Annotated in this window: 17 protein-coding genes and 1 tRNA gene; 13 read left to right on the top strand and 5 right to left on the bottom strand. The window is 70.0% G+C overall.

Going from position 1 to position 20,910, the window contains the following annotated elements; all coding sequences use genetic code 11:
• Positions 1-13 precede the first annotated feature (13 nt).
• The gene (locus D7D52_RS13385) at positions 14-1,570 is read right to left on the bottom strand and encodes an MFS transporter (protein ID WP_120736612.1); all 1,557 of its coding nucleotides are present in this window, start codon (positions 1,568-1,570) and stop codon (positions 14-16) included.
• 77 nt (positions 1,571-1,647) lie between these two features.
• On the opposite strand from D7D52_RS13385, the gene D7D52_RS13380 reads away from it, so the two are divergent.
• From D7D52_RS13380 to D7D52_RS13360, 5 genes are read left to right on the top strand one after another with little or no spacing between them, the layout of a single operon-like run.
• On the top strand, positions 1,648-2,226 hold the full coding sequence (locus D7D52_RS13380; RefSeq protein WP_281279189.1) for a TetR/AcrR family transcriptional regulator: 579 nt from the start codon (positions 1,648-1,650) through the stop codon (positions 2,224-2,226).
• 9 nt (positions 2,227-2,235) lie between these two features.
• Positions 2,236-3,111: a hypothetical protein gene (locus D7D52_RS13375; RefSeq protein ID WP_120736611.1), complete on the top strand. Its 876-nt coding sequence runs from the start codon at positions 2,236-2,238 to the stop codon at positions 3,109-3,111.
• Positions 3,108-4,175, top strand: a complete 1,068-nt coding sequence (locus tag D7D52_RS13370; RefSeq protein ID WP_120736610.1) for a DUF4129 domain-containing protein — start codon at positions 3,108-3,110, stop codon at positions 4,173-4,175. Before D7D52_RS13375 ends, D7D52_RS13370 begins: the two co-directional genes overlap by 4 nt.
• Positions 4,176-4,210: 35 nt before the next feature.
• Positions 4,211-5,206, top strand: coding sequence for an AAA family ATPase (locus tag D7D52_RS13365; protein ID WP_425464675.1), 996 nt, complete (start codon positions 4,211-4,213; stop codon positions 5,204-5,206).
• Between the two features lie 4 nt (positions 5,207-5,210).
• On the top strand, positions 5,211-6,524 hold the full coding sequence (locus tag D7D52_RS13360) for a DUF58 domain-containing protein (protein ID WP_120736608.1): 1,314 nt from the start codon (positions 5,211-5,213) through the stop codon (positions 6,522-6,524).
• Here the strand turns inward: D7D52_RS13360 and D7D52_RS13355 are convergent.
• Complete coding sequence (locus D7D52_RS13355) at positions 6,502-7,317, bottom strand: RDD family protein (protein WP_120736607.1); 816 nt, start codon at positions 7,315-7,317, stop codon at positions 6,502-6,504. The two genes, D7D52_RS13360 and D7D52_RS13355, sit on opposite strands and share 23 nt — an antisense overlap.
• Before the next feature lie 207 nt (positions 7,318-7,524).
• On the opposite strand from D7D52_RS13355, the gene D7D52_RS13350 reads away from it, so the two are divergent.
• On the top strand, positions 7,525-8,556 hold the full coding sequence (locus D7D52_RS13350) for a stage II sporulation protein M (protein ID WP_120736606.1): 1,032 nt from the start codon (positions 7,525-7,527) through the stop codon (positions 8,554-8,556).
• A 725-nt stretch (positions 8,557-9,281) separates the two neighbouring features.
• On the opposite strand, the gene D7D52_RS13345 is transcribed toward D7D52_RS13350, so the two are convergent.
• Positions 9,282-9,364: transfer RNA gene (locus D7D52_RS13345), tRNA-Leu, on the bottom strand.
• 263 nt (positions 9,365-9,627) lie between these two features.
• Between D7D52_RS13345 and D7D52_RS13340 the strand changes: the two genes are divergently transcribed.
• The 7 genes from D7D52_RS13340 (at position 9,628) to pknB (ending at position 19,666) form a co-directional block, all read left to right on the top strand.
• Positions 9,628-11,034 carry an FHA domain-containing protein gene (locus D7D52_RS13340; protein ID WP_120736605.1) on the top strand — a complete coding sequence of 469 codons (1,407 nt, stop codon included), beginning with the start codon at positions 9,628-9,630 and terminating at the stop codon, positions 11,032-11,034.
• Positions 11,035-11,263: 229 nt separating this feature from the next.
• Positions 11,264-11,731, top strand: coding sequence for an FHA domain-containing protein FhaB/FipA (locus D7D52_RS13335; protein WP_040862589.1), 468 nt, complete (start codon positions 11,264-11,266; stop codon positions 11,729-11,731).
• Entirely contained in the window at positions 11,728-13,215 is a 1,488-nt protein-coding gene (locus D7D52_RS13330; protein ID WP_120736604.1) for a protein phosphatase 2C domain-containing protein, read from the top strand. The genes D7D52_RS13335 and D7D52_RS13330 overlap by 4 nt, the downstream gene beginning before the upstream one ends.
• Positions 13,215-14,681 carry an FtsW/RodA/SpoVE family cell cycle protein gene (locus tag D7D52_RS13325; RefSeq protein ID WP_120736603.1) on the top strand — a complete coding sequence of 489 codons (1,467 nt, stop codon included), beginning with the start codon at positions 13,215-13,217 and terminating at the stop codon, positions 14,679-14,681. The genes D7D52_RS13330 and D7D52_RS13325 overlap by 1 nt, the downstream gene beginning before the upstream one ends.
• Entirely contained in the window at positions 14,678-16,153 is a 1,476-nt protein-coding gene (locus tag D7D52_RS13320) for a peptidoglycan D,D-transpeptidase FtsI family protein (RefSeq protein WP_120736602.1), read from the top strand. The genes D7D52_RS13325 and D7D52_RS13320 overlap by 4 nt, the downstream gene beginning before the upstream one ends.
• A 34-nt stretch (positions 16,154-16,187) precedes the next feature.
• The gene (locus D7D52_RS13315) at positions 16,188-17,771 is read left to right on the top strand and encodes a protein kinase domain-containing protein (RefSeq protein WP_120736601.1); all 1,584 of its coding nucleotides are present in this window, start codon (positions 16,188-16,190) and stop codon (positions 17,769-17,771) included.
• Complete coding sequence (gene pknB, locus D7D52_RS13310; protein ID WP_120736600.1) at positions 17,768-19,666, top strand: Stk1 family PASTA domain-containing Ser/Thr kinase; 1,899 nt, start codon at positions 17,768-17,770, stop codon at positions 19,664-19,666. Before D7D52_RS13315 ends, pknB begins: the two co-directional genes overlap by 4 nt.
• A gap of 78 nt (positions 19,667-19,744) precedes the next feature.
• Here the strand turns inward: pknB and D7D52_RS13305 are convergent, their stop codons facing one another.
• Entirely contained in the window at positions 19,745-20,206 is a 462-nt protein-coding gene (locus tag D7D52_RS13305) for a cytidine/deoxycytidylate deaminase family protein (protein WP_120736599.1), read from the bottom strand.
• Positions 20,196-20,879 (bottom strand): RibD family protein, encoded by a 684-nt coding sequence (locus D7D52_RS13300; protein ID WP_120736598.1) that lies wholly within the window; start codon positions 20,877-20,879, stop codon positions 20,196-20,198. Before D7D52_RS13300 ends, D7D52_RS13305 begins: the two co-directional genes overlap by 11 nt.
• Positions 20,880-20,910 lie beyond the last annotated feature (31 nt).

Below are 20,910 nucleotides of genomic sequence, written 5' to 3'. Positions count from 1 at the left end.
GGAGCCCCGGCCGTTATGCGGTCCGCTGTTTGCGGGCCGCGCGGTAGGCGACGAACGCGGTCAGCAGCAGGATGACCGCCGTGGAGGTGGCCGCCAGGTGGATGCCGCTGACGAAGGCGGAGTGCGCCGAGTTCAGCAGCTCCCCGGCCGCGGGTTGCGGTAGGGCGCGGGCGGTTTCGATCGCGCCGCCCAGCGACTCGCGGGCCGCATCCGCCTGGGCGGACGGGACGTGGGACAGGTCCAGTCCCTGCCGGAAGGCCGCCATCACGGCACTGCCCAGCACCGCGACACCCAGGGCGATGCCCATCTCCATGGCCGTCTCGGAGATGGCGGCGGCATTGCCCGCCCGGGCCTCGGGTGCGGTGCTCACGATCATGTCGCACGACACCGTGAGCGCCACACCCTCGCCCAGGCCGATCAGCAGGAACCCCACGATGAACGGGGTCATCGAACCCTGCGGATCGGTGGGCAGCAGCCAGTAGAGTCCCGCGCCGGCCGCGACCGTGACCAGCGAACCCGCCAATACCGTTGCCGGACGCCGGTATCGGACCAGCCACGCCGCGGCCAGCGCACCCAGCATCGAGCCGATGGTGCCCGGGATGAGCAGCAGCCCGGCCGCCAGCGGTGAGCGGCCCAGCACCAGCTGCAGATACTGCGAACCGAAGAACAGCACACCGGCCAGCGCGAACACCGACAGCAGGTTGGTGAACACGGCGGCCCGGAACGCCGGGATCCGGAACAGGTCCAGATCGATGAGCGGCGCCGTGAGCCCGCGCTGCCGGCGCACGAACGCCACCCCCGAGACCACGCCGACGGCGGCGATCACCAGCAGGTTCAGGCTCGGGCCGTGGGCGGCGAACTCCTTGACCGCGTACACGATCGGGATCAGCGCCGCCATCGACAGCCCGGCGCTGATCAGGTCGAAGCGACCCGGGTTGGGATCCCGCGATTCCGGTACCAGGACCGGGGCCAGCACCAGCAGCAGCGCCATCACCGGCAGGTTCACCAAGAACACCGAACCCCACCAGAAGTGCTCGAGCATCCAGCCGCCCAGCAGCGGGCCGAAGGCCGCGCCGGAGGCCGCCATCGCACCCCAGACCGAGATGGCCAGGGTGCGCTGGCGGGCGTCGGCGAACATGGACCGGATCAGGCCCAGGGTGGCGGGCATCAGGGTGGCGCCGGCGACGCCCTGCAGCACCCGTGCGGCGATGAGCATTTCGGGGTTGACGGCCCAGGCCGCCATGGCCGAGGCGGCGGCGAATCCGGCCGCGCCGATGAGCAGCAGCTTCCGGCGGCCGATGCGGTCGCCGAGGGTGCCCATGGTGACCAGCAGGCTCGCGAGCACGAACGAGTAGACGTCGATGATCCACAGCAGCTGCGGGGTGGTGGGCGCGAGATCCGCGGTAATGGACGGGACCGCCAGATCGAGCACGGTCGCGTCGACGGCGATCAGCAGCAGCGCCAGCGCGAGGACGCCGAGCCCGGCCCAATCCCTGGGCCGGGCCCGCGGTGCGGCGGTGGTGTGCCGGTCGGCGGATGTTCCGGAACGAGTGGTCGGTGTGGTGGTCATCGGCATTCTCTCTCGGTTTGTGAACCGTCCAGACGGTACAGTAGTAGTCTGAACCGTCCAGACGGTACAGTCAACCCGTGACCCCTCGTGACCCCGTCGGAACCCGCGACCGGATCCTCGACGCCCTCGAAACGCTGCTGCTCGACAAGGGCATGTCCCAGGTGACCCTGGACAACGTGGCCGCCACCGCGGGCGTGTCCAAAGGCGGTCTGCTCTATCACTTCAAGAGCAAGGACGCCCTGCTGGCCGGATTGCTGCGCCGGGTCGGCGAGCGCGCCGACGAACAGGTCGAGGCCGTGGCGGCGCAGGGCCGGTCGGTGGCCGAGTGGTATCTGCAGGCCCCGCATCCGGAGGACGAGACCGACGCCGTCGAACTCGCGCTCTACCGCTCCATGCTCGCGGCCATGCGCACCATCGAGGGACCGCAGGACGCCGCGCAGGCCGAGACCGACCGCGCCCTCGCCGAGGTGATGGGGTCCTGGAAGACGGCCCTGGACAACGAGATCGACGATCCGGTCCGGGCCGAGATCGTGCGCCTGGTCGGCGACGGCGTCTACCTGCGCGCCCTGCTCGGCCTGCCGCCGCTCGACCCGGCGCTGTACCGCCGGGTGGTGGCGCGGCTGCTATCGGACGACCGAACGCATCCGCCCAGTTAGACTCGGCCCGTGTTGCCGACCGCCGCCGACTCCGTCGGCTCGCCGTCCGGCTCGGTGGGGGGACCGACTTCTACCGATCCGGTGGTGGTTCCGATCCGCCCGATGCGTTTCCGGGAGCTGCTGGATCTGCCGTTCGCGCTGATCCAGGCCCGGATCACGCCGCTGGCCGCCATGCTCGGCGCGGCCGTGGCGGTGGCCACCGCCGTGGCGGTCGCGGGCACCGCGGCGGCGGCGGTTCTCACCGGCGACTCCGATGCGGCCGCCTTCTGGAGCGCGCTGGTGATCGGCCTGCTCTGCGCGTGGGCGCTGCGGTTGTTCGTGCGCTGGGTGAGCGTGCCGCTGGGGCTGTCGGTGGTGTACCGGCGGCCGCTGAGCTGGCGCGGCGCGCTGAAAACCGGTGCGGCGCACGCGGGTCCGCTGCTCGGTTATCAGGCGATGTACACGCTGATCGGCGTCGGCGTCCTGCTGCTGGGCAGCCCGCTGCTGTTCACGCTGCCGATCGCGGCGATCTGGCTGGCCTGGCTGCGCGGCCGCCGCGCCACCGCGCTGCCCCTGATCGTCGACCGGTCGCTGGGCTACGGCGCGGCCGTCCGGCACGCGAAAGTGCTTGCGAGCGGGACGGAATGGCAGCTGGTCGGGCTGTGGCTGACGCTGCGCGGGCTGCTGGTGGCGCTCATCGTGCCGCTGCTGGCGCTGTCGCAGTTCATCGCCGGCTTCTCCGGCACCCACCGGTCGACGGTGACGGTGCTGATCATCGGCGCCGCGCTGCTGCTGGTGGCGTTCGGGGAACTGGTGGAGTCCAGCTCCCAGGTGGTCACCTATGTGGACCGGCGCTGCCGCCGCGAAGCCTGGGACATTCACGTGCCGGCCGGAGGCGCCCGATGACCGATCGGATTCCGCCACCGGATCGCACCGGCGCGGTCCCGCCCGAGCCCGCGCTGGGCCCGGCCGCCGCCCACCTGGCCGCGGCCGAGGACGCCGCCCGCCGTGGCGATTTCGGCGCGGCCCTGCGCGAACGCTACCGCGCGGTCACCCGCGGGCTGGAACAGCGCGGCATGCTCGAGGAGCAGCGGGCGCGCACCGCGCGGGAGACCGCGCACGCGGCGGCCACCGCGGTTCCGGAGGCGGGTGAACTGCCTTCGGCCGCACACAGTTTCGACGAGGTCGTCTACGGCGGCCGGTACGGCACCGAGGCCGAATACCGGCGGCTCGAGCAGGCCGATCGGTACTCCCTCGCGCCCCCGCCCACGTCCGGCCCGGTGGAGATCACCGAGAAACGCAAGACCCGCAAGGCGAAGGCCGCCAAGGACAAGACCGACCGGGAACGCCCGGAACTGCCCGCGTGGCTGCGGGATTGGCGGTTGTGGGCGGGCCTGGCCGCGGTGATCGCGGTCGTGGTGCTGATCGTCGTGCTGACCCACACCGGGTCGCCGTCGGCGCCGCATCCATCGCCGGACGTGCCGCCGTCGCACGGGCCGACCCCGCCACCGGAACGGCCGAAGTCGCGGCCGCCGAACTTCGGCGCGGGCAGCGATTCGATCTTCCAGCGGCTGCCGGACTGGCTGGCCTTCGGCGGCCTGCAATTCCTGATCGCCTGGGGTGCGGTGCTGTGGTGGCGGGGCCGCCGCCGCGGCGCGATCGTGCGCGAACCGCTGCCGGTGGAGGCGCCGGCGCACGAGCTGCTGGCCGGACAGGCCGGGCTGTACCGGAAATCCCGCGACCACGACCATGTGGCCGCCAAACTGCGGGCGGCGGCGCTGCGCCGGCTGCGGCCCGCGCTGCAGGTCACCGCCGGCACCCCCACCGAACTGGTGGTCGCGGCCGTGGCCGGGCGCACCGGCGCGGACCCGGCCGTGATCCGCGCCGCCCTCTACGACCCGGTCGCGGATCGGGGCGCCTTGGAACTCGTGGCCGCACAACTCGAATGGATCGAAGCGGAGGTCCTGTGACCGATCTGAACCAGAACACCGATCTCACCGAGAAAATCGGGGAGAGCAACCACACGCCGGCGGCGTCGGACGGGCCGACCGCGCAGGACGCGCAGCAGGCGCTGCTGGCCCTGCGCGCCGAGATCGGCAAGGCGGTCGTCGGCAACGACCACGCCGTCATGTTCCTGGTGCTGGCGCTGCTGTGCCGCGGCCATGTGCTGCTGGAAGGTGTTCCGGGCGTGGCCAAGACGCTGCTGGTGCGGGCGCTGGCCACCACGCTGGACCTCGAGCACGCCCGCATCCAGTTCACCCCGGACCTGATGCCCGGCGATGTGACCGGTTCGCAGATCTACGATCCGCATTCGGCCGAGTTCACCTTCCGCCGCGGCCCGGTCTTCACCAATCTGCTGCTGGCCGACGAGATCAACCGCACGCCCCCGAAAACCCAGTCGGCACTGCTGGAATCGATGGAGGAGCGGCAGGTCTCGGTGGACGGCGTGCCGCAGCCGCTGCCGGATCCGTTCGTGGTGGTCGCCACCCAGAACCCCATCGAGCAGGAGGGCACCTATCCGCTGCCGGAGGCGCAGCTGGACCGGTTCCTGTTCAAGGTGGACGTCCAATTGCCCGGGCGCGACGACGAATTCCGCATTCTGCAACGGCATGCCGCCGGATTCGATCCGCGCGATCTGACCGCCGCGGGGCTGCGGCCGGTCGCCACCGCCGCGCACCTGGCGGCCGCGCGCGCCGCGGTGGCCCAGGTGGCGATCAGCCCCGAGGTGCTGGCGTACACGGTCGACATCTGCCGGGCCACCCGCACCTCCCCCGCCGTCGCGCACGGCGCGTCCACGCGTGGCGCCACCGCGCTGATGGCGGCGGCGCGAGCCTTCGCCTGGTTGAACGGACGCGCCTACGTCACCCCCGACGATGTGAAAGCCGTTGCGACGGCGGTACTCCGGCACCGGCTGCACCTGCGGCCCGAGCACGAGGTGGAGGGCGTCACCGCCGAGGGCGTGATGGCCGCGCTGCTGATGTCCGTCCCGGTCCCGGTGTAGGCCCGTGGTCGTCACCGGCCGGTTGGCCGCCGCGGCGGTGCTCGCCGCCCTGTTCGTCACCCTGGCGCTGCCCTCATGGCTCGGCGTGGCGCTGGCCACCCTGGCGCTGGCCCTGCTCATCGCCGTCGACCTGCTGGCGCTGGGTTCGCCGGACGCGCTGCGGCTTTCGCGGGAACCGCTCACCACGGTGCGCGCCGGGCGCGGCGTCGAGGTGGAGCTCGCGGTGCTCAATGCCGGTACCCGGCCGATGCGCGGCACGCTGTGGGACGACTGGCCGCCGAGCGCGCACGCCCGGCATCGCACGCACGCCCTGAACCTGCCGCCCAACACCAGGATTCGCCTGCGCACCGAGCTCACCCCCGACTATCACGGCGACCGGGTGGCCGGGCCGGTGACGCTGCGGCTGCTGGGCCCGCTCGGCATGGCCGGGCGGCAGGTGCGCCGGGAGGCGCCCGCGCGATTGCGCGCCCTGCCGCCGTTCCGCAGCGAACGGCTGCTGGCGTCGAAGGTGAAGCAGCTGCAACATCTGGAGGGCCGCAACACCACCACCATTCGCGGCCAGGGCACCGAATTCGATTCCTTCCGTGAATATGTCGCGGGCGACGACGTCCGCACCATCGACTGGCGGGCCACCGCCCGCGCCAGCGACGTGCTGGTGCGCACCTGGCGGCCGGAACGCAATCGGCACGTGGTGATGCTGCTCGACACCGGCCGGGTGAGCGCGGGCCGAGTCGGGGCGGGCACCCGGCTGGACGCCGCCATCGAGGCGGCGCTGCTGCTGGGCGGACTGGCCGCCGCGGGCGGCGACTCCGTGGACCTGCTGGCCTACGACCGGCGGGTGCGCACCGACGTGCGCGGGGTCGGTGGAAAACGGTTGCAGGTCAAGCTGATGCACGCGCTGGCCGGGCTCACCCCCGAACTGGTCGACACCGACTATCCGGGTCTGCTGCGCGCCACCCTGCAGCGCGCCCGCCGGCGCAGTCTGGTGGTCTGGTTCACCCATCTCGACGCCGCCACCGTGCAGGAGGGCCTGCGCCCGGTGCTGCCGGTGCTCGCGGAAAGGCATCGGGTGCTGGTGGTTTCGGTGACCGACCCCGACGTGGCCGCCGCGGCGGGACGCGCCGGCGCGGCAGAGGGCCGCGGCGGACTCGACGACCTCTACGCGGCCGCGGCCGCCGAGAACGTGATCGCCGAACACGCGGTGGCGCGGGAGACCTTGCGCCGCATGGGCGTCCGCGTCATCACCGCCGCACCCGACCGGCTGCCGGAGGCGCTGGCCGACGAATATCTGGAACTCAAGCAGACCGGAGCGCTGTAGCGGGCGGCGCCGCCGGATGCCGGGAGAACGGCGCGAACCGGGGCGGCGGCGGGATCTCGCGCCGCTGCCGCTCGGCCAGCACCGCGCCCAGAATGTGCAGCGGCGGATAGCCGTTCGGCGGCGGCGTGCGCAGCTGCTCGCAGGTGGCCAGCACCAGCGCCCGCCCCAGCTGATCCTGGACCTGCGGCGTCAAGGTGCGGAACCGCAGCAGATATTTGCGCAGGGACAGCACCAGCTCGTCGGAGAGCCCGGACAGGTCGAGCCCGCGCGCCCAGCCCGCCAGCCACGGCGGCGGCGTGGCCAGCTGCGCGAACGGCAGCGGGCTGCGGTCGTACACCACGACGGTGCCCGCCAGCGCGTCGCCCACCCGCCGGCCCTGCGGTGAGCACAGCGACACCACCACCGCGATCAGCCCGGTGCCCAGCATCCAGAAGTCCACGATGCCCGCCAGCCCGCGCGTCACCGCGTGCCGGAAGTCGATGGGCCCGCCGTCGGCCCGCACCACCCGCAACCCGAGCACCATCTTGCCCAGCGACCGCCCGCGCGAAAACGTCTCGAACAGCACCGGATACCCGATCAGGGCGCTGACCATCGCCACCAGCACCGCGGCATCCCGCCACGCCGAATCCGCGTTCACCCACACCAGGAAGGCGATGAAGATCAGAGTCAGCAGCAAGGCGACGATGACCTGGACGACCAGATCGAACAGAAAGGCCGCCGCCCGCGTGGGCACCCGCGCGATCGGAAGCTCGACGGCAACGGCCTCGCCCGTGGTGAACAGTGCTGTATCCAATTGCCCTCCGCTTCGCTCCGGGCGGTTCGCGGCCCTGCAAGCTCGGTCTTCCCTCCTCCGCTCCTCCGCTTCGCTCCCCCGCTCCAAGGCGGAGGTCTATCAAGCCGCAGTCCAGACCGAGCCGGGCCGCGAACCTCTTGGCCTGTCCGGCCGAGGAGGAATTGGGCTGGTTAGCATTCTGTCAGCCGCAGCGCAGGAGGGGTACTCATGGATCTGGACGCCTATACCTACGTGCACAAGCCCTCCTGGGATCGGCTGGATCGGCTGGCCTCTCACGGCAGGCGGCTCAGCGGCACGGAGGCCGACGAGTTGGTCCGGCTGTATCGCTTGGCGTCGCAGCAGCTGGCCCGGTTGCAGACGCGGGAGGCGGATCCCGAACTGATCGCCGGGCTTTCGGCGGTGCTGACCCGGGCGCGCGGACGCATCCTGGGCGCCCGCATCGACACCCTGCGCGAGATCGGCCACTTCTTCAGCCACCGCTTCCCGGCCGCCGTCTACCGGGCCTGGCCCTGGTGGGTGTCGGTGGCGTCGGTGTTCCTGATCGGGTCGGCGGCGCTGGCGGCGTGGGTGGCCAATTCCGAGGCGGCCCGGCGGCATCTCGGATTGGACACGGATACAGATGCCTTGACGCGCCCCGGTGGCGAATTCGAGACCTATTACTACGAGCACTCCCACGATGCCTTCGCCGCCAAGGTGTGGACCAACAACGCGTGGGTGTCGGCGATGGCGCTGTTCCTCGGGGTGCTCATCCTGCCGGCGGTTTACCTGCTGTTCATGAACGCGCTGAACCTGGGGATCAGCGCGGGGCTGATGGCCGCGGCGGGCCGGCTGGGACCGTTCTTCGGCTGGATCCTGCCGCACGGAATGCTGGAGCTCACCGCCATTTTCGTGGCCGGCGGGGCCGGGCTGAAGCTGGGCTGGACGCTGATCGATCCGGGCCGGGAGAGCCGGGCGCGGGCGCTGGCGCGTCAGGGCCGGGCGACCGCGGTGATCGCCCTGGGATTGGCGGGCGTGCTGCTGGTTTCCGGCTTCCTGGAGGGTTTCGTGACGCCCAGCGGGCTGCCGACCGCACTGCGGGTCGGTATCGGGGCGCTGGCCGAACTCGGCTTCCTGGCGTACGTCTTCGGTCGCGGCCGGGTGGCGGTGCGGGAGCAGGAAGCGGCGGAACGCCCGGAGCACATCACGGGCTATTCGATCGAGAATGGTCCGGAAGCGGTTGTGAGAGTGGCGACTTCGTAGTCGCGGAACCAGGCGCGGGGAGGCGGAGCCGTGCGGATTGATTTCCACTGGCCGCAGCGAGTCCGGCTCAGCTGCGGCCAGCGTTGCCGATGACTCTACACAATCGTTATGGCTACGCAACCTCCGACTTGCGGGCCGGGCGTATAACGCGACCAGGCGAAATGCCCCCTCCCCGTAGGGAACCCGACAGCATCGCTAATTCCCGGCATCCACTTTGCGAGCGGTCTGCGCAGCGCCCTGAAACCCCTCCGCCGGTCCCATTTTCGGGCCTTTTTCAACCCCTTGTGCGCGATGAGTTTCGAACCCCGTCGGAGGGTTTGCCATAAAACCGCAAGTTTTCCGATCACCGCCATTCCAACCCCCGTTAACCTGGCGTTTCCTCGCAGCTAGGGCTGGTTGCCCCATGATCGCCATCAACCAAACAAACTGAAAGTTTGTTTCAACCGGTTTTCCCTACATGATCATCAGGCAATGCCACGCAGTAATCGACCGCATACCCCCGGAGGGCCGGCCGGGCAAACGATTTTCGCCCGTTCGGCCGGCTTCGAAACCCCTCCGGCAACGCCTCCCGAACCCACCCCGCACGGGGTGTGCGATCTCCGTCACAGTGCCTCGACTACCGCCGGTTCGCGGGTACTGCCATCCGACGGACCACGCGAACGCGCGTGCGGGACCCCGGACATAGAAGAAGGGCCCCGATCCGGTTGGATCGGGGCCCTTCTCGGTGGGCGAGGGGGGACTTGAACCCCCACGTCCTTACGGACACTGGCACCTGAAGCCAGCGCGTCTGCCATTCCGCCACTCGCCCGAGCGACGGGAGAAAACGTATCACGAGGTCTGCGCCAAAACGAAATCGCCTGGTTATCAGGGGTTCGAACGGGAACCCGTGAGGTGACCGAAAACCACGACCGTGACCGGGACACGGGAACCAAGCCTGGCCGCCAAGAGTTACAGGTGTGGACGATCGTGGATATCATGCAATCACCGTGTCCCGGCGGCGACACGCCATGCCCGCGTGTTGCTTTTCCAGGCGCAACCCCGCGGACGCAACCGAGAAGGGAGGGGGCCGCAATGGGCATCGTTTCCCGTTTCGAACGCCGTCTCCAGGGCGCTGTGGGCGATGTCTTCGCGCGCGCCTTCGGTGGCAGCGTCGTGCCCCAGGAGGTCGAGGCCGCACTGCAGCGTGAGGCCGCCGATCACATCCAGGATCTCGGTGGCGGGCATCTACTGGCTCCCAACAGCTATGTCATCACCGTCAACGAGTCCGATCTGCGGCATCTCGTCAACGGTGAGGGCCAGCCGGATCGCGATCTCGCCACGCAGGATTACGAGCTCACCAAGCGTGCTTTCGCCAAACATCTGCAAGACCACATCCGCGAGCAAGGGTGGCAGACCTACGGCGAAGTGCACGTGGAGTTCGAGGCATCCCCTACGCTGCACACCGGACAGTTCAGGACGCGCGGCCGGGTGGATCCGGACGTGGGTGGGCGGGCAGGCCCGTCACCGGGACCTGAACGCCCACAACGACCCAACCCGCAACCAGGAGCTGGCCCCATGACGCAGAACTCAGGCTACGACCCAAGCCGTGAGCCCGCGGAGTCCGATCCGCGGAACCGCGGGTACGCGCCCCCGCCTGCGGGCCGCCAAGGTCAGCAGGGTTACGGCGAGTACGGCCGCGGTGGTCAGCAGGGCTACGAGCAGGGCGGCTACGGCCAGTCCGAGCAGGGCTACGGCGACTATCAGAACGGCTACGACTACCAGCAGCAGGGCGGCGGGTACGGCCAGCAGGGCTATGCCGAGCAGGGCTACGGCCAGCAGGGCGGCGGCTACGGCCAGTCCGAGCAGGCGTACGGCCAGCAGCCCGGCTACGCCGAACAGGGGTACGGCCAACAGCAGCACGGCTACGAGCAGGGCTACGGCGAGCAGGCCTACGGCCAGCAGCCGGGCTATGCCGATCAGGCGTACGGCCAGCAGGGCGGCTACGGCCAGCAGGGCTACGCCGAACAGGGCTACGGCCAGCAGCCCGGCTACGCCGAACAGGGGTACGGCGGCCAGCAGCAGGGCTACGGCCAGGCCGGCTACGACCAGTACGGCGAGCAGGCCGGCTACGGCGACGACCAGTACGGCCAGCAGGGTTACGCGCCGCAGGGCGGCTACGGCGCGGCGGCCGCGCCGGCCCGCAGCGGCTCGAGCTACTCGGCCACGCTGCAGCTCGACGACGGCTCCGGCCGCACCTACCAGTTGCGCGAGGGCAGCAACATCATCGGCCGCGGGCAGGACGCCCACTTCCGGCTGCCCGACACCGGAGTTTCGCGGCGGCACATCGAGGTTCGCTGGGACGGCCAGACCGCGATGCTCTCGGACCTGGGTTCGACCAATGGCACGCTGGTCAACGGGTCACCCGTCCAGGATTGGCAGTTGGCCGACGGGGATGTGATCCGCGCCGGACATTCCGAGATCCTGATCCGGATCGTCTGATCCCGTAAGCTCGCGGTGCAGGTCACGATATGGCGGGGAATTCCTCGGTCGTATCGTGATCGCAACCGGTCGTCGGCCCTATGATGCTGCCAACACTCGCGGCGGAGCATGGCCGCGCTAACCAGCAACGCACCAACGCTGACCAGCAACACACCGGTTGGGGGTCACGGAGCCACACCTCCGTAACTTGCCCGTACCTACGACACGGTCGAACAGGAGGTGGAGCACCGTGCAGGGATTGATCCTGCAACTGACCCGGGCGGGGTTCCTGCTGCTGTTGTGGCTGTTCGTGTGGGCGGTGCTCCGGACCCTGCGCAGCGATATCTACGCGGCTTCCGGCCTGCGGGTCGCGCCTCGGGCCGCAGGCGGTTCCGCGGTGCTCCCATCGTTTCGCCGGGGCCAGAAGGGCGCCAAATATCTCGTGGTGACTCAGGGTTCTCTCGCCGGCACCCGTATCTCGCTCGGCACACAGCCGGTGCTGATCGGGCGGGCCGACGACTCCACTTTGGTCCTCACCGACGACTACGCCTCCACCCGCCACGCGCGGCTGTCTCCGCGCGGCGAGGACTGGTATGTCGAGGATCTCGGTTCCACCAACGGGACCTACCTCGACCGGTCGAAGGTCACCACTCCGGTGCGAGTTCCACTCGGCACCCCCGTCCGTGTCGGTAAGACAGTGATCGAGCTGCGATCGTGACACTTGTTCTCCGCTACGCAGCGCGCAGCGACCGTGGTCTCGTCCGGGCCAACAACGAGGACTCCGTCTACGCAGGTGCGCGACTGCTCGCGCTCGCGGACGGCATGGGCGGCCACGCCGCCGGTGAGGTCGCCTCGCAGTTGATGATCGCCGCACTGGCGCATCTGGACGACGACGAGCCGGGCGACGATCTGCTCGGCAAGCTGAATCGCGCCGTCCACGAAGGCAATGCGGCCATCGCCGACCAGGTCGAGGAGGAGCCGGAACTCGACGGCATGGGCACCACGCTCACCGCCATCCTGTTCGCCGGCCGCAAACTCGGCCTCGCGCACATCGGCGACTCCCGCGCCTACATGCTCAGAAACGGTGAGCTGGCCCAGATCACCCGCGACGACACCTTCGTGCAGTCGCTGGTGGACGAGGGCCGGATCACCCCGGAGCAGGCCCATACCCATCCGCAGCGCTCGCTGATCATGCGCGCGCTCACCGGCAACGAGATCGAGCCCACCCTGGTGGTGCGGGAGGCCCGGGCCGGGGACCGCTACCTGCTGTGCTCCGACGGGCTCTCGGACGTGGTGAGCGACGAGACCATCGCCAACACCCTGCGCGAGGGCACCACCGACGAGTCGGCGGACCGGCTCATCGAATTGGCTTTGCGCAGTGGCGGTCCCGACAACGTGACCGTGGTCGTCGCCGACGTCATCGACCTGGATTACGGCCAGAGCCACCCCATCGTGGCGGGCGCGGCGTCGGGCGAGGACGAGGACACGCCACCCCCGAACACCGCCGCCGGCCGGGCCGCCGCCATGCGCCCGCCGCGCGCCACCCCGCGCCGCGCGGTGGCGCAGCCCGAACCCGAGCCCCCCAAGAAGAGCCACAAACTGCGCTGGCTGGCGCTGTCGCTGGCGCTGCTGGTGGCCGTCGGCGCGGGTCTGACCGTGGGCTACAACATGATTCGCAGCAACTACTACGTCGGCGTGGACGGCGAGAAGGTGGTGCTGCTGCGCGGCCTGCCCGGTTCGGTGCTGGGCTACTCGATTCGCGATGTGGATCAGGTCGGATGTGTCACGCGCACCGGTGAATTGACGCTGACCGGGGCCGGGGACAAGTTTCCCGCCGGCTGTGTTCAGTTGACCCGCAACGATTTGCGCGCCAGCGGCCGCGACTCGGTCGACAAGGGACTGCCGCCGGGTTCGCGCGACGACGCCGTCAAGCAGATCCGCAACCTGGTGCAGTCCGAACTGCTGCCGCCGTGCGAGAAGGCGCAGCCGCAGCCGCCGGTCACCCCCACCCCCACGCCGCCCGCCGATCCGAATCAGCCGGGCGCCGCCGTCACCACCACCCCGGCCGCGCCGACCACTCCGGCCGCGCCCAACGGTGAGCCCCACCCGCTCGACCCCCACAAGTCCGACCAGCCGACCGCTCCTGTCACCACCACCACGGCACCGCAGACTCCGGGGCAGAACTGCAGGATGGCGGACTGATGTCCGCACCGGCACCGCCGTCCGCTGGGGCCTTCCCCAGCCCGCCCGGCGGATTCGCTCCTGCGCCGCCACCCGCCACCCGGCGCAATGTCGAGTTGCTGCTGCTGGGGTTGGCGGCCCTCATCACGACGGTGTCGCTGGTGCTGGTGGAGGCGAGCCAGGAGCAGGCGATCACCTGGGAGATCGCCAAACTCGGTGCCGCGTATCTGGCGTTGTTCGGGGTCGCGCATCTGGCGGTGCGGCGGTTCGCGGCGTTCGCGGATCCGCTCCTACTACCGATCGCGGCGCTGCTGAACGGCTTGGGACTGGTGATCATTCACCGCGTCGACCTAGCGCAGGCACAGGACGCCGCCTTCGCCTCCCTGCCCATCCCCTCCCCCGACGCCAACCAGCAGGTGCTGTGGACGGGGTTGGGGATGGTGGTTTTCGTGGGCCTGTTGATCGTGCTGCGTGACTACCGCAGCCTGGCCCGCTACGCCTACACCCTCGGACTGATCGGCGTGATCGCGCTGGCGCTGCCCGCGCTGCTGCCCGACCGGTACTCCCAGGTGAACGGCGCCAAGATCTGGATTCGCCTGCCCGGCTTCAGCGTTCAGCCCGGCGAGTTCGCCAAGATCGCGCTGATCGTGTTCTTCGCGGGCGTGCTGGTGTCCAAGCGCGACCTGTTCACCGGCGCGGGCAAGCACGTGTTCGGCATGGAGTTGCCGCGCATGCGCGATATGGGCCCGGTGCTGCTGGTGTGGGTGGTGTCGGTGGGCGTGCTGGTGGTGGAGAAGGATCTCGGCACCTCGCTGCTGATCTTCTGCACCGTGCTGTGCATGCTCTACATCGCCACCGAGCGGGTGGGCTGGGTGGCGGTCGGGCTGCTGCTGCTGGCGATCGGATTCGTGTTCGCCTACAACGTCTTCGGGCATGTGCGGGTGCGGGTGGAGACCTGGCTGCATCCGTTCGCCGACTATTCCAATACCGGCTATCAGATCTCGCAGTCGCTGTTCGGCCTGGCCACCGGCGGACTGGCGGGCACCGGGCTGGGCAGCGGACGGCCCTCGCAGGTGCCGTTCGCCAAGACCGATTTCATCATCTCCGCGATCGGCGAGGAACTCGGGCTGATCGGGCTCTCGGCGATCCTGATGCTGTTCTGCGTGTTCACCATTCGCGGCATCCGCACCGCGCTGGCCATTCGCGACAGCTTCGGCAAGCTGCTGGCCGCGGGGCTGGCGTTCACCATCGCCATCCAGGTGTTCGTGGTCGTCGGCGGCGTCACCAAGCTGATTCCGCTGACCGGTCTCACCACGCCGTTCATGTCCTACGGCGGTTCGTCGCTGCTGGCCAACTATGTGCTGCTGGGTCTGCTGATCAAGGTCTCCGACGCGGCCCGCCGCCCGGCCCCCGCGCGCAAGCGGGTCGAGCCGATCGTGGACGCGTCGACGCAACTGCTGCGCAAGGTAGAGGGGGGTGCCGCGTGAACACGCCTCTGCGCCGGGTGGCGCTGGCGGTCATGGTGATGATCGTCGCGCTGCTGGCCAACGCCACCTACGTGCAGGTCTTCAAGGCCGACAGCCTGCGCAACGATCCGCGCAACGTGCGCGTGCTGCTGGACGAGTACGCCCGCCAGCGCGGCCAGATCTCCGCGTCCGGAACGGTGCTGGCGAGTTCGGTGGCCACCGACGACCGCTACAAGTACCTGCGCACCTACCCGACCGATCCGCTGGCCTACGCGCCCGCCACCGGCTACTACTCGATGCAGTACGGCAGCAACGGGCTCGAGCACGCCGAGGACTCGGTGCTCAACGGGTCGGACAACGCGCTGTTCGGGCGGCGGCTCATCGACATGATCTCCGGTCGCGATCCGCGCGGCGGCAATGTGGTGACCACGCTCAACCCGGTCATGCAGAAGGTGGCCTACGACCAGCTGACCGCCAAGAACCTGACCGGTTCGGTGGTCGCGATCGAGCCCAGCACCGGGCGCGTCCTGACCATGGTGTCCACCCCGTCCTACGACCCGAACCTGCTGGCCGGGCACGACGGCGCGGCCACCCAGAAGACCTGGGAGCAGCTGCAGCAGGATCCGCGCCAGCCCATGCTGAATCGGGCGGTCTCGCAGACGTATCCGCCGGGCTCCACGTTCAAGGTGATCGTCACCGCGGCCGCGCTGTCCAACGGCATCGCCAAACCGGACGATCAGTTCACCGCCGCGCCGCGCATCACGCTGCCCGACACCGCCACCACGCTGGAGAACTACAACGGCAGCCACTGCGGACCCGGCGACGCCCAAACCGCTTCTCTCACCGACGCTTTCAAGTACTCGTGTAACACGGCGTTCGCGGAGCTCGGTATGAAGGTGGGGGCGGCCAAGCTCAAGGACGAGGCCAACGCCTTCGGTATCGGAACCCAGCATCCGAACATTCCGATCCCGTGGGCGGACAGCACGGTCGGCACCATTCCCGACAGCGCGGCCATGGCCCAGTCCAGCATCGGGCAGCGCGATGTGGCGCTCACCCCGCTGGACAACGCGGTCGTCGCGGCCACCATCGCCAATGGCGGCGTGCGGATGAAACCGTATCTGGTGGACCAGTTGCAGGCGCCGGACCTGAGCACGCTGGAGACCACCAAGCCGACCTCGGTGGGCCAGGCCGTCACCCCGCAGGTGGCCACCCAGGTCACCAATCTCATGCTGGAGTCGGAGAAGAACACGCAGGGAGGAACGCAGCCGCGCTCGTACCAGATCGCGTCCAAGACCGGTACCGCCGAACACGGTGACGATCCACGCAATACGCCGCCGCACGCCTGGTACATCGCCTTCGCGCCGGCGCAGAACCCGAAGATCGCGATCGCGGTGATCGTCGAGAACGGTGGCGATCGGGCGTTGGCCGCGACCGGTGGATCCGTGGCCGCACCCATCGCGCGGGCGGTGCTGGACGCCGGGCTCGGGGGCTGAACGCTATGAAGGTGCAAGGTAGACAGGGTCTCGAATGCTGAACAACGGTGCGATGATCGCGGACCGGTACCGGCTGCAGCGGCTGATCGCCACCGGCGGCATGGGCCAGGTCTGGGAGGCGCTGGACACCCGGTTGGACCGCCGGGTGGCGGTGAAGGTGCTCAAGGCGGAGTTCTCCACCGATCCGACCTTCCGGCAGCGCTTCCGTACCGAGGCGCGGACCACCGCGCAGCTCAACCACCCCGGCATCGCGAGCATCTACGACTACGGCGAGACCCAGGACCCGTCCGGCGGCGAGATCGCCTACCTGGTCATGGAATACGTGCAGGGCGAACCGCTCAACGCGGTGCTGTCGCGGCTCAACCGGCTCTCGGTGGCGCAGGGCCTGGACATGCTCGAGCAGACCGGGCGGGCGCTGCAGGTCGCGCACCTGGCGGGCGTCGTGCACCGGGACGTGAAGCCCGGCAATATTCTCGTGACGCCGACCGGTCAGGTGAAGATCACCGACTTCGGCATCGCCAAGGCGGTGGACGCCTCCCCGGTCACCAAGACCGGCATGGTGATGGGCACCGCCCAGTACATCGCGCCCGAGCAGGCCACCGGCGAGGACGCCACCGCCGCCTCGGACGTCTACTCGCTGGGTGTGGTCGGCTACGAGGCGTTCTCGGGCGCCCGGCCGTTCACCGGCGACGGCGCGCTCACGGTCGCCATGAAGCATGTGCGGGAGACCCCGCCCCCGCTGCCGGCCGACCTGCCGCCGAATGTGCGCGAGCTCATCGAGATCACCATGGCCAAGGACCCGGCCCAGCGCTACGCCACCGGCGGCGAATTCGCCGACGCGGTGGCCGCGGTGCGGTCCGGGCGCAGACCCACGCCGCCCGGCGGCATTCCGGTCGCGCCGCCCATGACCGGGGCCACCCGGGTGCTGCCGCCCGGCCCGACCATGATCATTCCGGGGGCGCGGGCCGATCAGGCCACCACGCGCTATCAGCAGCCGTCCCAGCAGTTCCGGCAGGCTCCCGAGCCCGCGGGCGCGACCCAGGTGATGTCGGGTCCGCGCACCCCGGTCGGCCCGGTGTCCTTCGCGGGCGCCGCGGACACCAAGGGCGGCGGGCGTTTCAGCGCCGGGCAGAAGGCCGCGGCCGGTCTGGCCGTCGGCGTGCTGATCCTCATCGCCGGTGTGGGAATCGTGCTGGCCAGCAACAACTCCCATGAATCCACGCCGCCCGCCCGGACCAGCGCGGTGGTGGCGCCGCCGGTGCTTCCGCCGGCCATCACGACCACGACGCCGGAGACCACCACCAAGCAGCGGCCGGTGCCACCGCCGCCGGTGACCACCTACGAGCCGCCGCCGACCACCACGCCCGAGCCGACTACGACCCCGCCGCCGACCACCACGCAGAAGCCGACGACCACCCCGCCGGCCACCAGCACGCAGAAGCCGACCCCGACCAGAACCTGGCCGTGGCAGCAGGGCGAAATACCATTGCCGACGACTCCGGGTGCGAGCACGGGCGGCATGAACCCCGGGGCCGGGGTGTCTCCGGGCAGCGACCGGGGCCCGGTGTACCAGCAGGACCCCTACTCATCCACAGTCCCGCAGCAAGGATTGCCATGACGACCCCGAAGAACCTCTCCTCCCGCTACGAGCTGGGCGAGATCATCGGGTTCGGCGGCATGTCCGAGGTGCACAAGGCCCGGGATCTGCGGCTGGGCCGGGATGTCGCCATCAAGGTGCTGCGCGCCGACCTCGCCCGCGATCCCACGTTCTACCTGCGCTTCAAGCGCGAGGCGCAGAACGCGGCCGCGCTCAACCATCCGGCCATCGTGGCGGTGTACGACACCGGCGAGGCCGAGGTGGACGGCGGCCCGCTGCCCTACATCGTCATGGAGTACGTCGACGGCGACACCCTGCGCGACCTCGTGCGCGGCAAGGGTCCGCTGCCGCCGCGGCGCGCCATGGAGGTCATCGCCGATGTGTGTGCGGCGCTGGACTTCTCGCATCGCAACGGCATCGTGCACCGGGACATGAAGCCCGCCAACATCATGATCAACCGGGCGGGCGCGGTGAAGGTGATGGACTTCGGCATCGCCCGCGCCATCGCCGACAGTTCCAACCCCATGACCCAGACCGCGGCCGTCATCGGCACCGCCCAGTACCTCTCCCCCGAGCAGGCTCGCGGCGAGCAGGTGGACGCGCGCTCGGACGTATACTCGGTGGGCTGCGTGCTCTACGAGATCCTCACCGGCGAACCGCCTTTCACCGGTGACTCCCCGGTCGCGGTGGCGTACCAGCATGTGCGGGAGGATCCGCGGCTGCCCTCGCAGGTGCACGCGGGCGTGCCGCGCGAGCTGGACTCGGTCGTGCTCAAGGCCATGAGCAAGAATCCGGCCAACCGGTATCAGACCGCGGCCGAGATGCGCGCCGATCTGATCCGGGTGCTGGGCGGGCAGAAGCCCACCGCGCCCATGATCATGACCGACGAGGACCGCAGCTTCGACGACGAACTGCCGCCGCCGCGCAGCTACCGCACCATCGAACGTCGCGACGACACCACCGAACAGGAGATCGTCGAGGCCGATCCGCGCCGGCGCACCGCGCTGATCGCCGTGCTCGCGGTGGTCGCGGTCGCGGCGGTGGGCGCGCTGCTGTGGATGGTGATCGGTCCCGGCGCGCGCCCGGATCAGGTCGCGGTGCCGGATGTCGCCAGCCAGAGTTCGCAGGTGGCGCAACAGAATCTGGAGAAGGCCGGCTTCTCGGTCTCCATCCAGCAGAAGAACGACCCCAAGGTCGCGCAGGGCAATGTCATCTCCACCCAGCCGCTGGGCGGCTCGCGCGTGGACAAGGGCAGCAATGTCACCATGCTGGTGTCGGCGGGCCCGCAGCAGGTGCCGGTGCCGAAACTGGCGGGGCTCAGCCAGCAGCAGGCCGAGCAGCAACTGAATTCGCAAGGGCTGCGGCTGAATCCCGACGTCAAACGGGAAGCCTCCAGCACCGACGACAAGGACAAGGTGGTCGGGCAGTCGCCCGACGGCGGCCAGAAGATCGACTCCGACGGCCAGGTCACCATCACGCTGGGCTCCGGACCGGACAAGGTGCGGGTGCCGGACGTGGTCGGGCAGTCCATCGATGTCGCGCAGTCCACCCTGGCCGACACCGCCGGTTTCAAGGTGACCGTCCAGGAGGTGCCGAACAACCAGCCCAAGGGCACGGTCATCGCCACCAATCCGGCCGCGGGCACCAATGCCGACAAGGGCTCGACCGTTACCGTCCAGATCTCCAGCGGCGATCAGCTGACCATGCCCGATCTGCGCGGCATGACCCCGGCGCAGGCCATCCAGGTGCTGCAGCAGAAGGGCTGGAACGGTCAGATGAGCCAGAACTCGATGAGCACCCTGAACGCGGGTGAGGTCGGGCGGATTCTGGCGCAGCAGCCCACCGCGGGTTCGGCGCTGGGCAAGACCGCGACGGTGACCGTGACGACCGGTGTGCTGTCGCTCGGACCGCCGTGAGCGTTCGACTCTAAAACGAAACAGGGCCCGCGGAAGTCCGCCGGGCCCTGTTTCATGTGAAACCTTCGTCGGCGAAACCTACAGTCGCAGATGCCGGTTCATCGACATGGCCTCGTCCGCCAGATCGGCCAGCTCCACGACCTCGACGCCGTGCTCGCGCAGCTTCTCCACACCGATGCAGTTGTCCACGAAGGTCGCGGGCTCGCGCCAGGCGATGACCACCCGCCGAATCCCGGCCGCCAGAATGCGATCCGTGCACGGCAGCCGATCCTGGCTCGCGCGTTGCGAACACGGTTCCAGGGTGCTGTAGAGGGTGGCGTGCGAGAGCCGGGGATCGTCGGCCGCCAGCTTGTTCAGCGCCGACTCCTCGGCATGCACCTTCGCGTCGGTCTCGCGCGACCAGCCGTGCTCGATCTCCACGCCGTCCGCACCCACCAGCACCGCGCCCACCGCGAAGGCGGTATCGCTGTGCGGGCACAGGCGCGCCAGCCCGATGGCGTGCCGCATCCAGCCGCGGTCTCCGCGTGTCTCATTCGGCATCGGAATCCTCCTTCGGCAGGTAACGCAGCAGCGCGATATCACCGATCCGGCCCACATCGGCCAGCCGCATGCGGTGCCGGGGGCCGCCCGGGAAGGCGGCGGGAGACAGGAAGCGCGGCGCGGCCGGATCCCCGACCACCAGCGGCGCGACGGCCATCCAGATCTCGTCGGCCAGACCCGCGGACAGGAACTCGGTGTGGACGAAACCGCCGCCCTCCACCATGAGCCGGCGCACACCGCGCTTGCCGAGATCGTCCAGCAGCGCCTCGAATTCGATTGCCGCGCCGAGGGCTATCACCTCGGCCAGCCCGGCCAGCCGGTCGCCGAGGCGGGCGGCGCCGGCCTCGGTGGTGTAGACGAGCCGTTCCCCGCCGCTGTGGAACAACCGCAGGGCGGGATCGAGATCGCCGCGCGCGGTGACGATCACGCGCACCGGATACTCCGGTGCGCCGGACGCGATCCGGTGCAGGCGGCGGTCCCGATTGTCGACCAGCAGCCGGGGGTTGTCGCGGCGCAGGGTTTCCGCGCCGACGAGGATCGCGTCCGACTCGGCGCGCAGGGCGTCGACCCGATCGAAATCGGCGGCATTGGACAGCAACAGCCGATCCGGGCTTGCGTCGTCGATGTAGCCGTCGATGCTGACGGCCACCGACAGCAGCACATGCGGCCTCACGCCGCGGTCCCGCTCATGAGGCGAGGGCCCT

The sequence above is a fragment of the Nocardia yunnanensis genome (genome assembly GCF_003626895.1).
GTDB classification, from domain to species: Bacteria; Actinomycetota; Actinomycetes; order Mycobacteriales; family Mycobacteriaceae; genus Nocardia; species Nocardia yunnanensis.
Note: the sequence above shows the minus strand (reverse complement) of the source record. Positions and strands in the feature narration are given on the sequence as shown.

What these genes read in the sequence shown, in the direction of transcription:
- D7D52_RS13385 (WP_120736612.1), bottom strand. Translation starts at nt 1,570, where the DNA reads ATGACCACCACACCGACCACTCGTTCCGGAACATCCGCCGACCGGCAC.
- D7D52_RS13315 (WP_120736601.1), top strand. Translation starts at nt 16,188, where the DNA reads ATGCTGAACAACGGTGCGATGATCGCGGACCGGTACCGGCTGCAGCGG.
- D7D52_RS13370 (WP_120736610.1), top strand. Translation starts at nt 3,108, where the DNA reads ATGACCGATCGGATTCCGCCACCGGATCGCACCGGCGCGGTCCCGCCC.
- D7D52_RS13350 (WP_120736606.1), top strand. Translation starts at nt 7,525, where the DNA reads ATGGATCTGGACGCCTATACCTACGTGCACAAGCCCTCCTGGGATCGG.
- D7D52_RS13325 (WP_120736603.1), top strand. Translation starts at nt 13,215, where the DNA reads ATGTCCGCACCGGCACCGCCGTCCGCTGGGGCCTTCCCCAGCCCGCCC.
- D7D52_RS13305 (WP_120736599.1), bottom strand. Translation starts at nt 20,206, where the DNA reads ATGCCGAATGAGACACGCGGAGACCGCGGCTGGATGCGGCACGCCATC.
- D7D52_RS13340 (WP_120736605.1), top strand. Translation starts at nt 9,628, where the DNA reads ATGGGCATCGTTTCCCGTTTCGAACGCCGTCTCCAGGGCGCTGTGGGC.
- pknB (WP_120736600.1), top strand. Translation starts at nt 17,768, where the DNA reads ATGACGACCCCGAAGAACCTCTCCTCCCGCTACGAGCTGGGCGAGATC.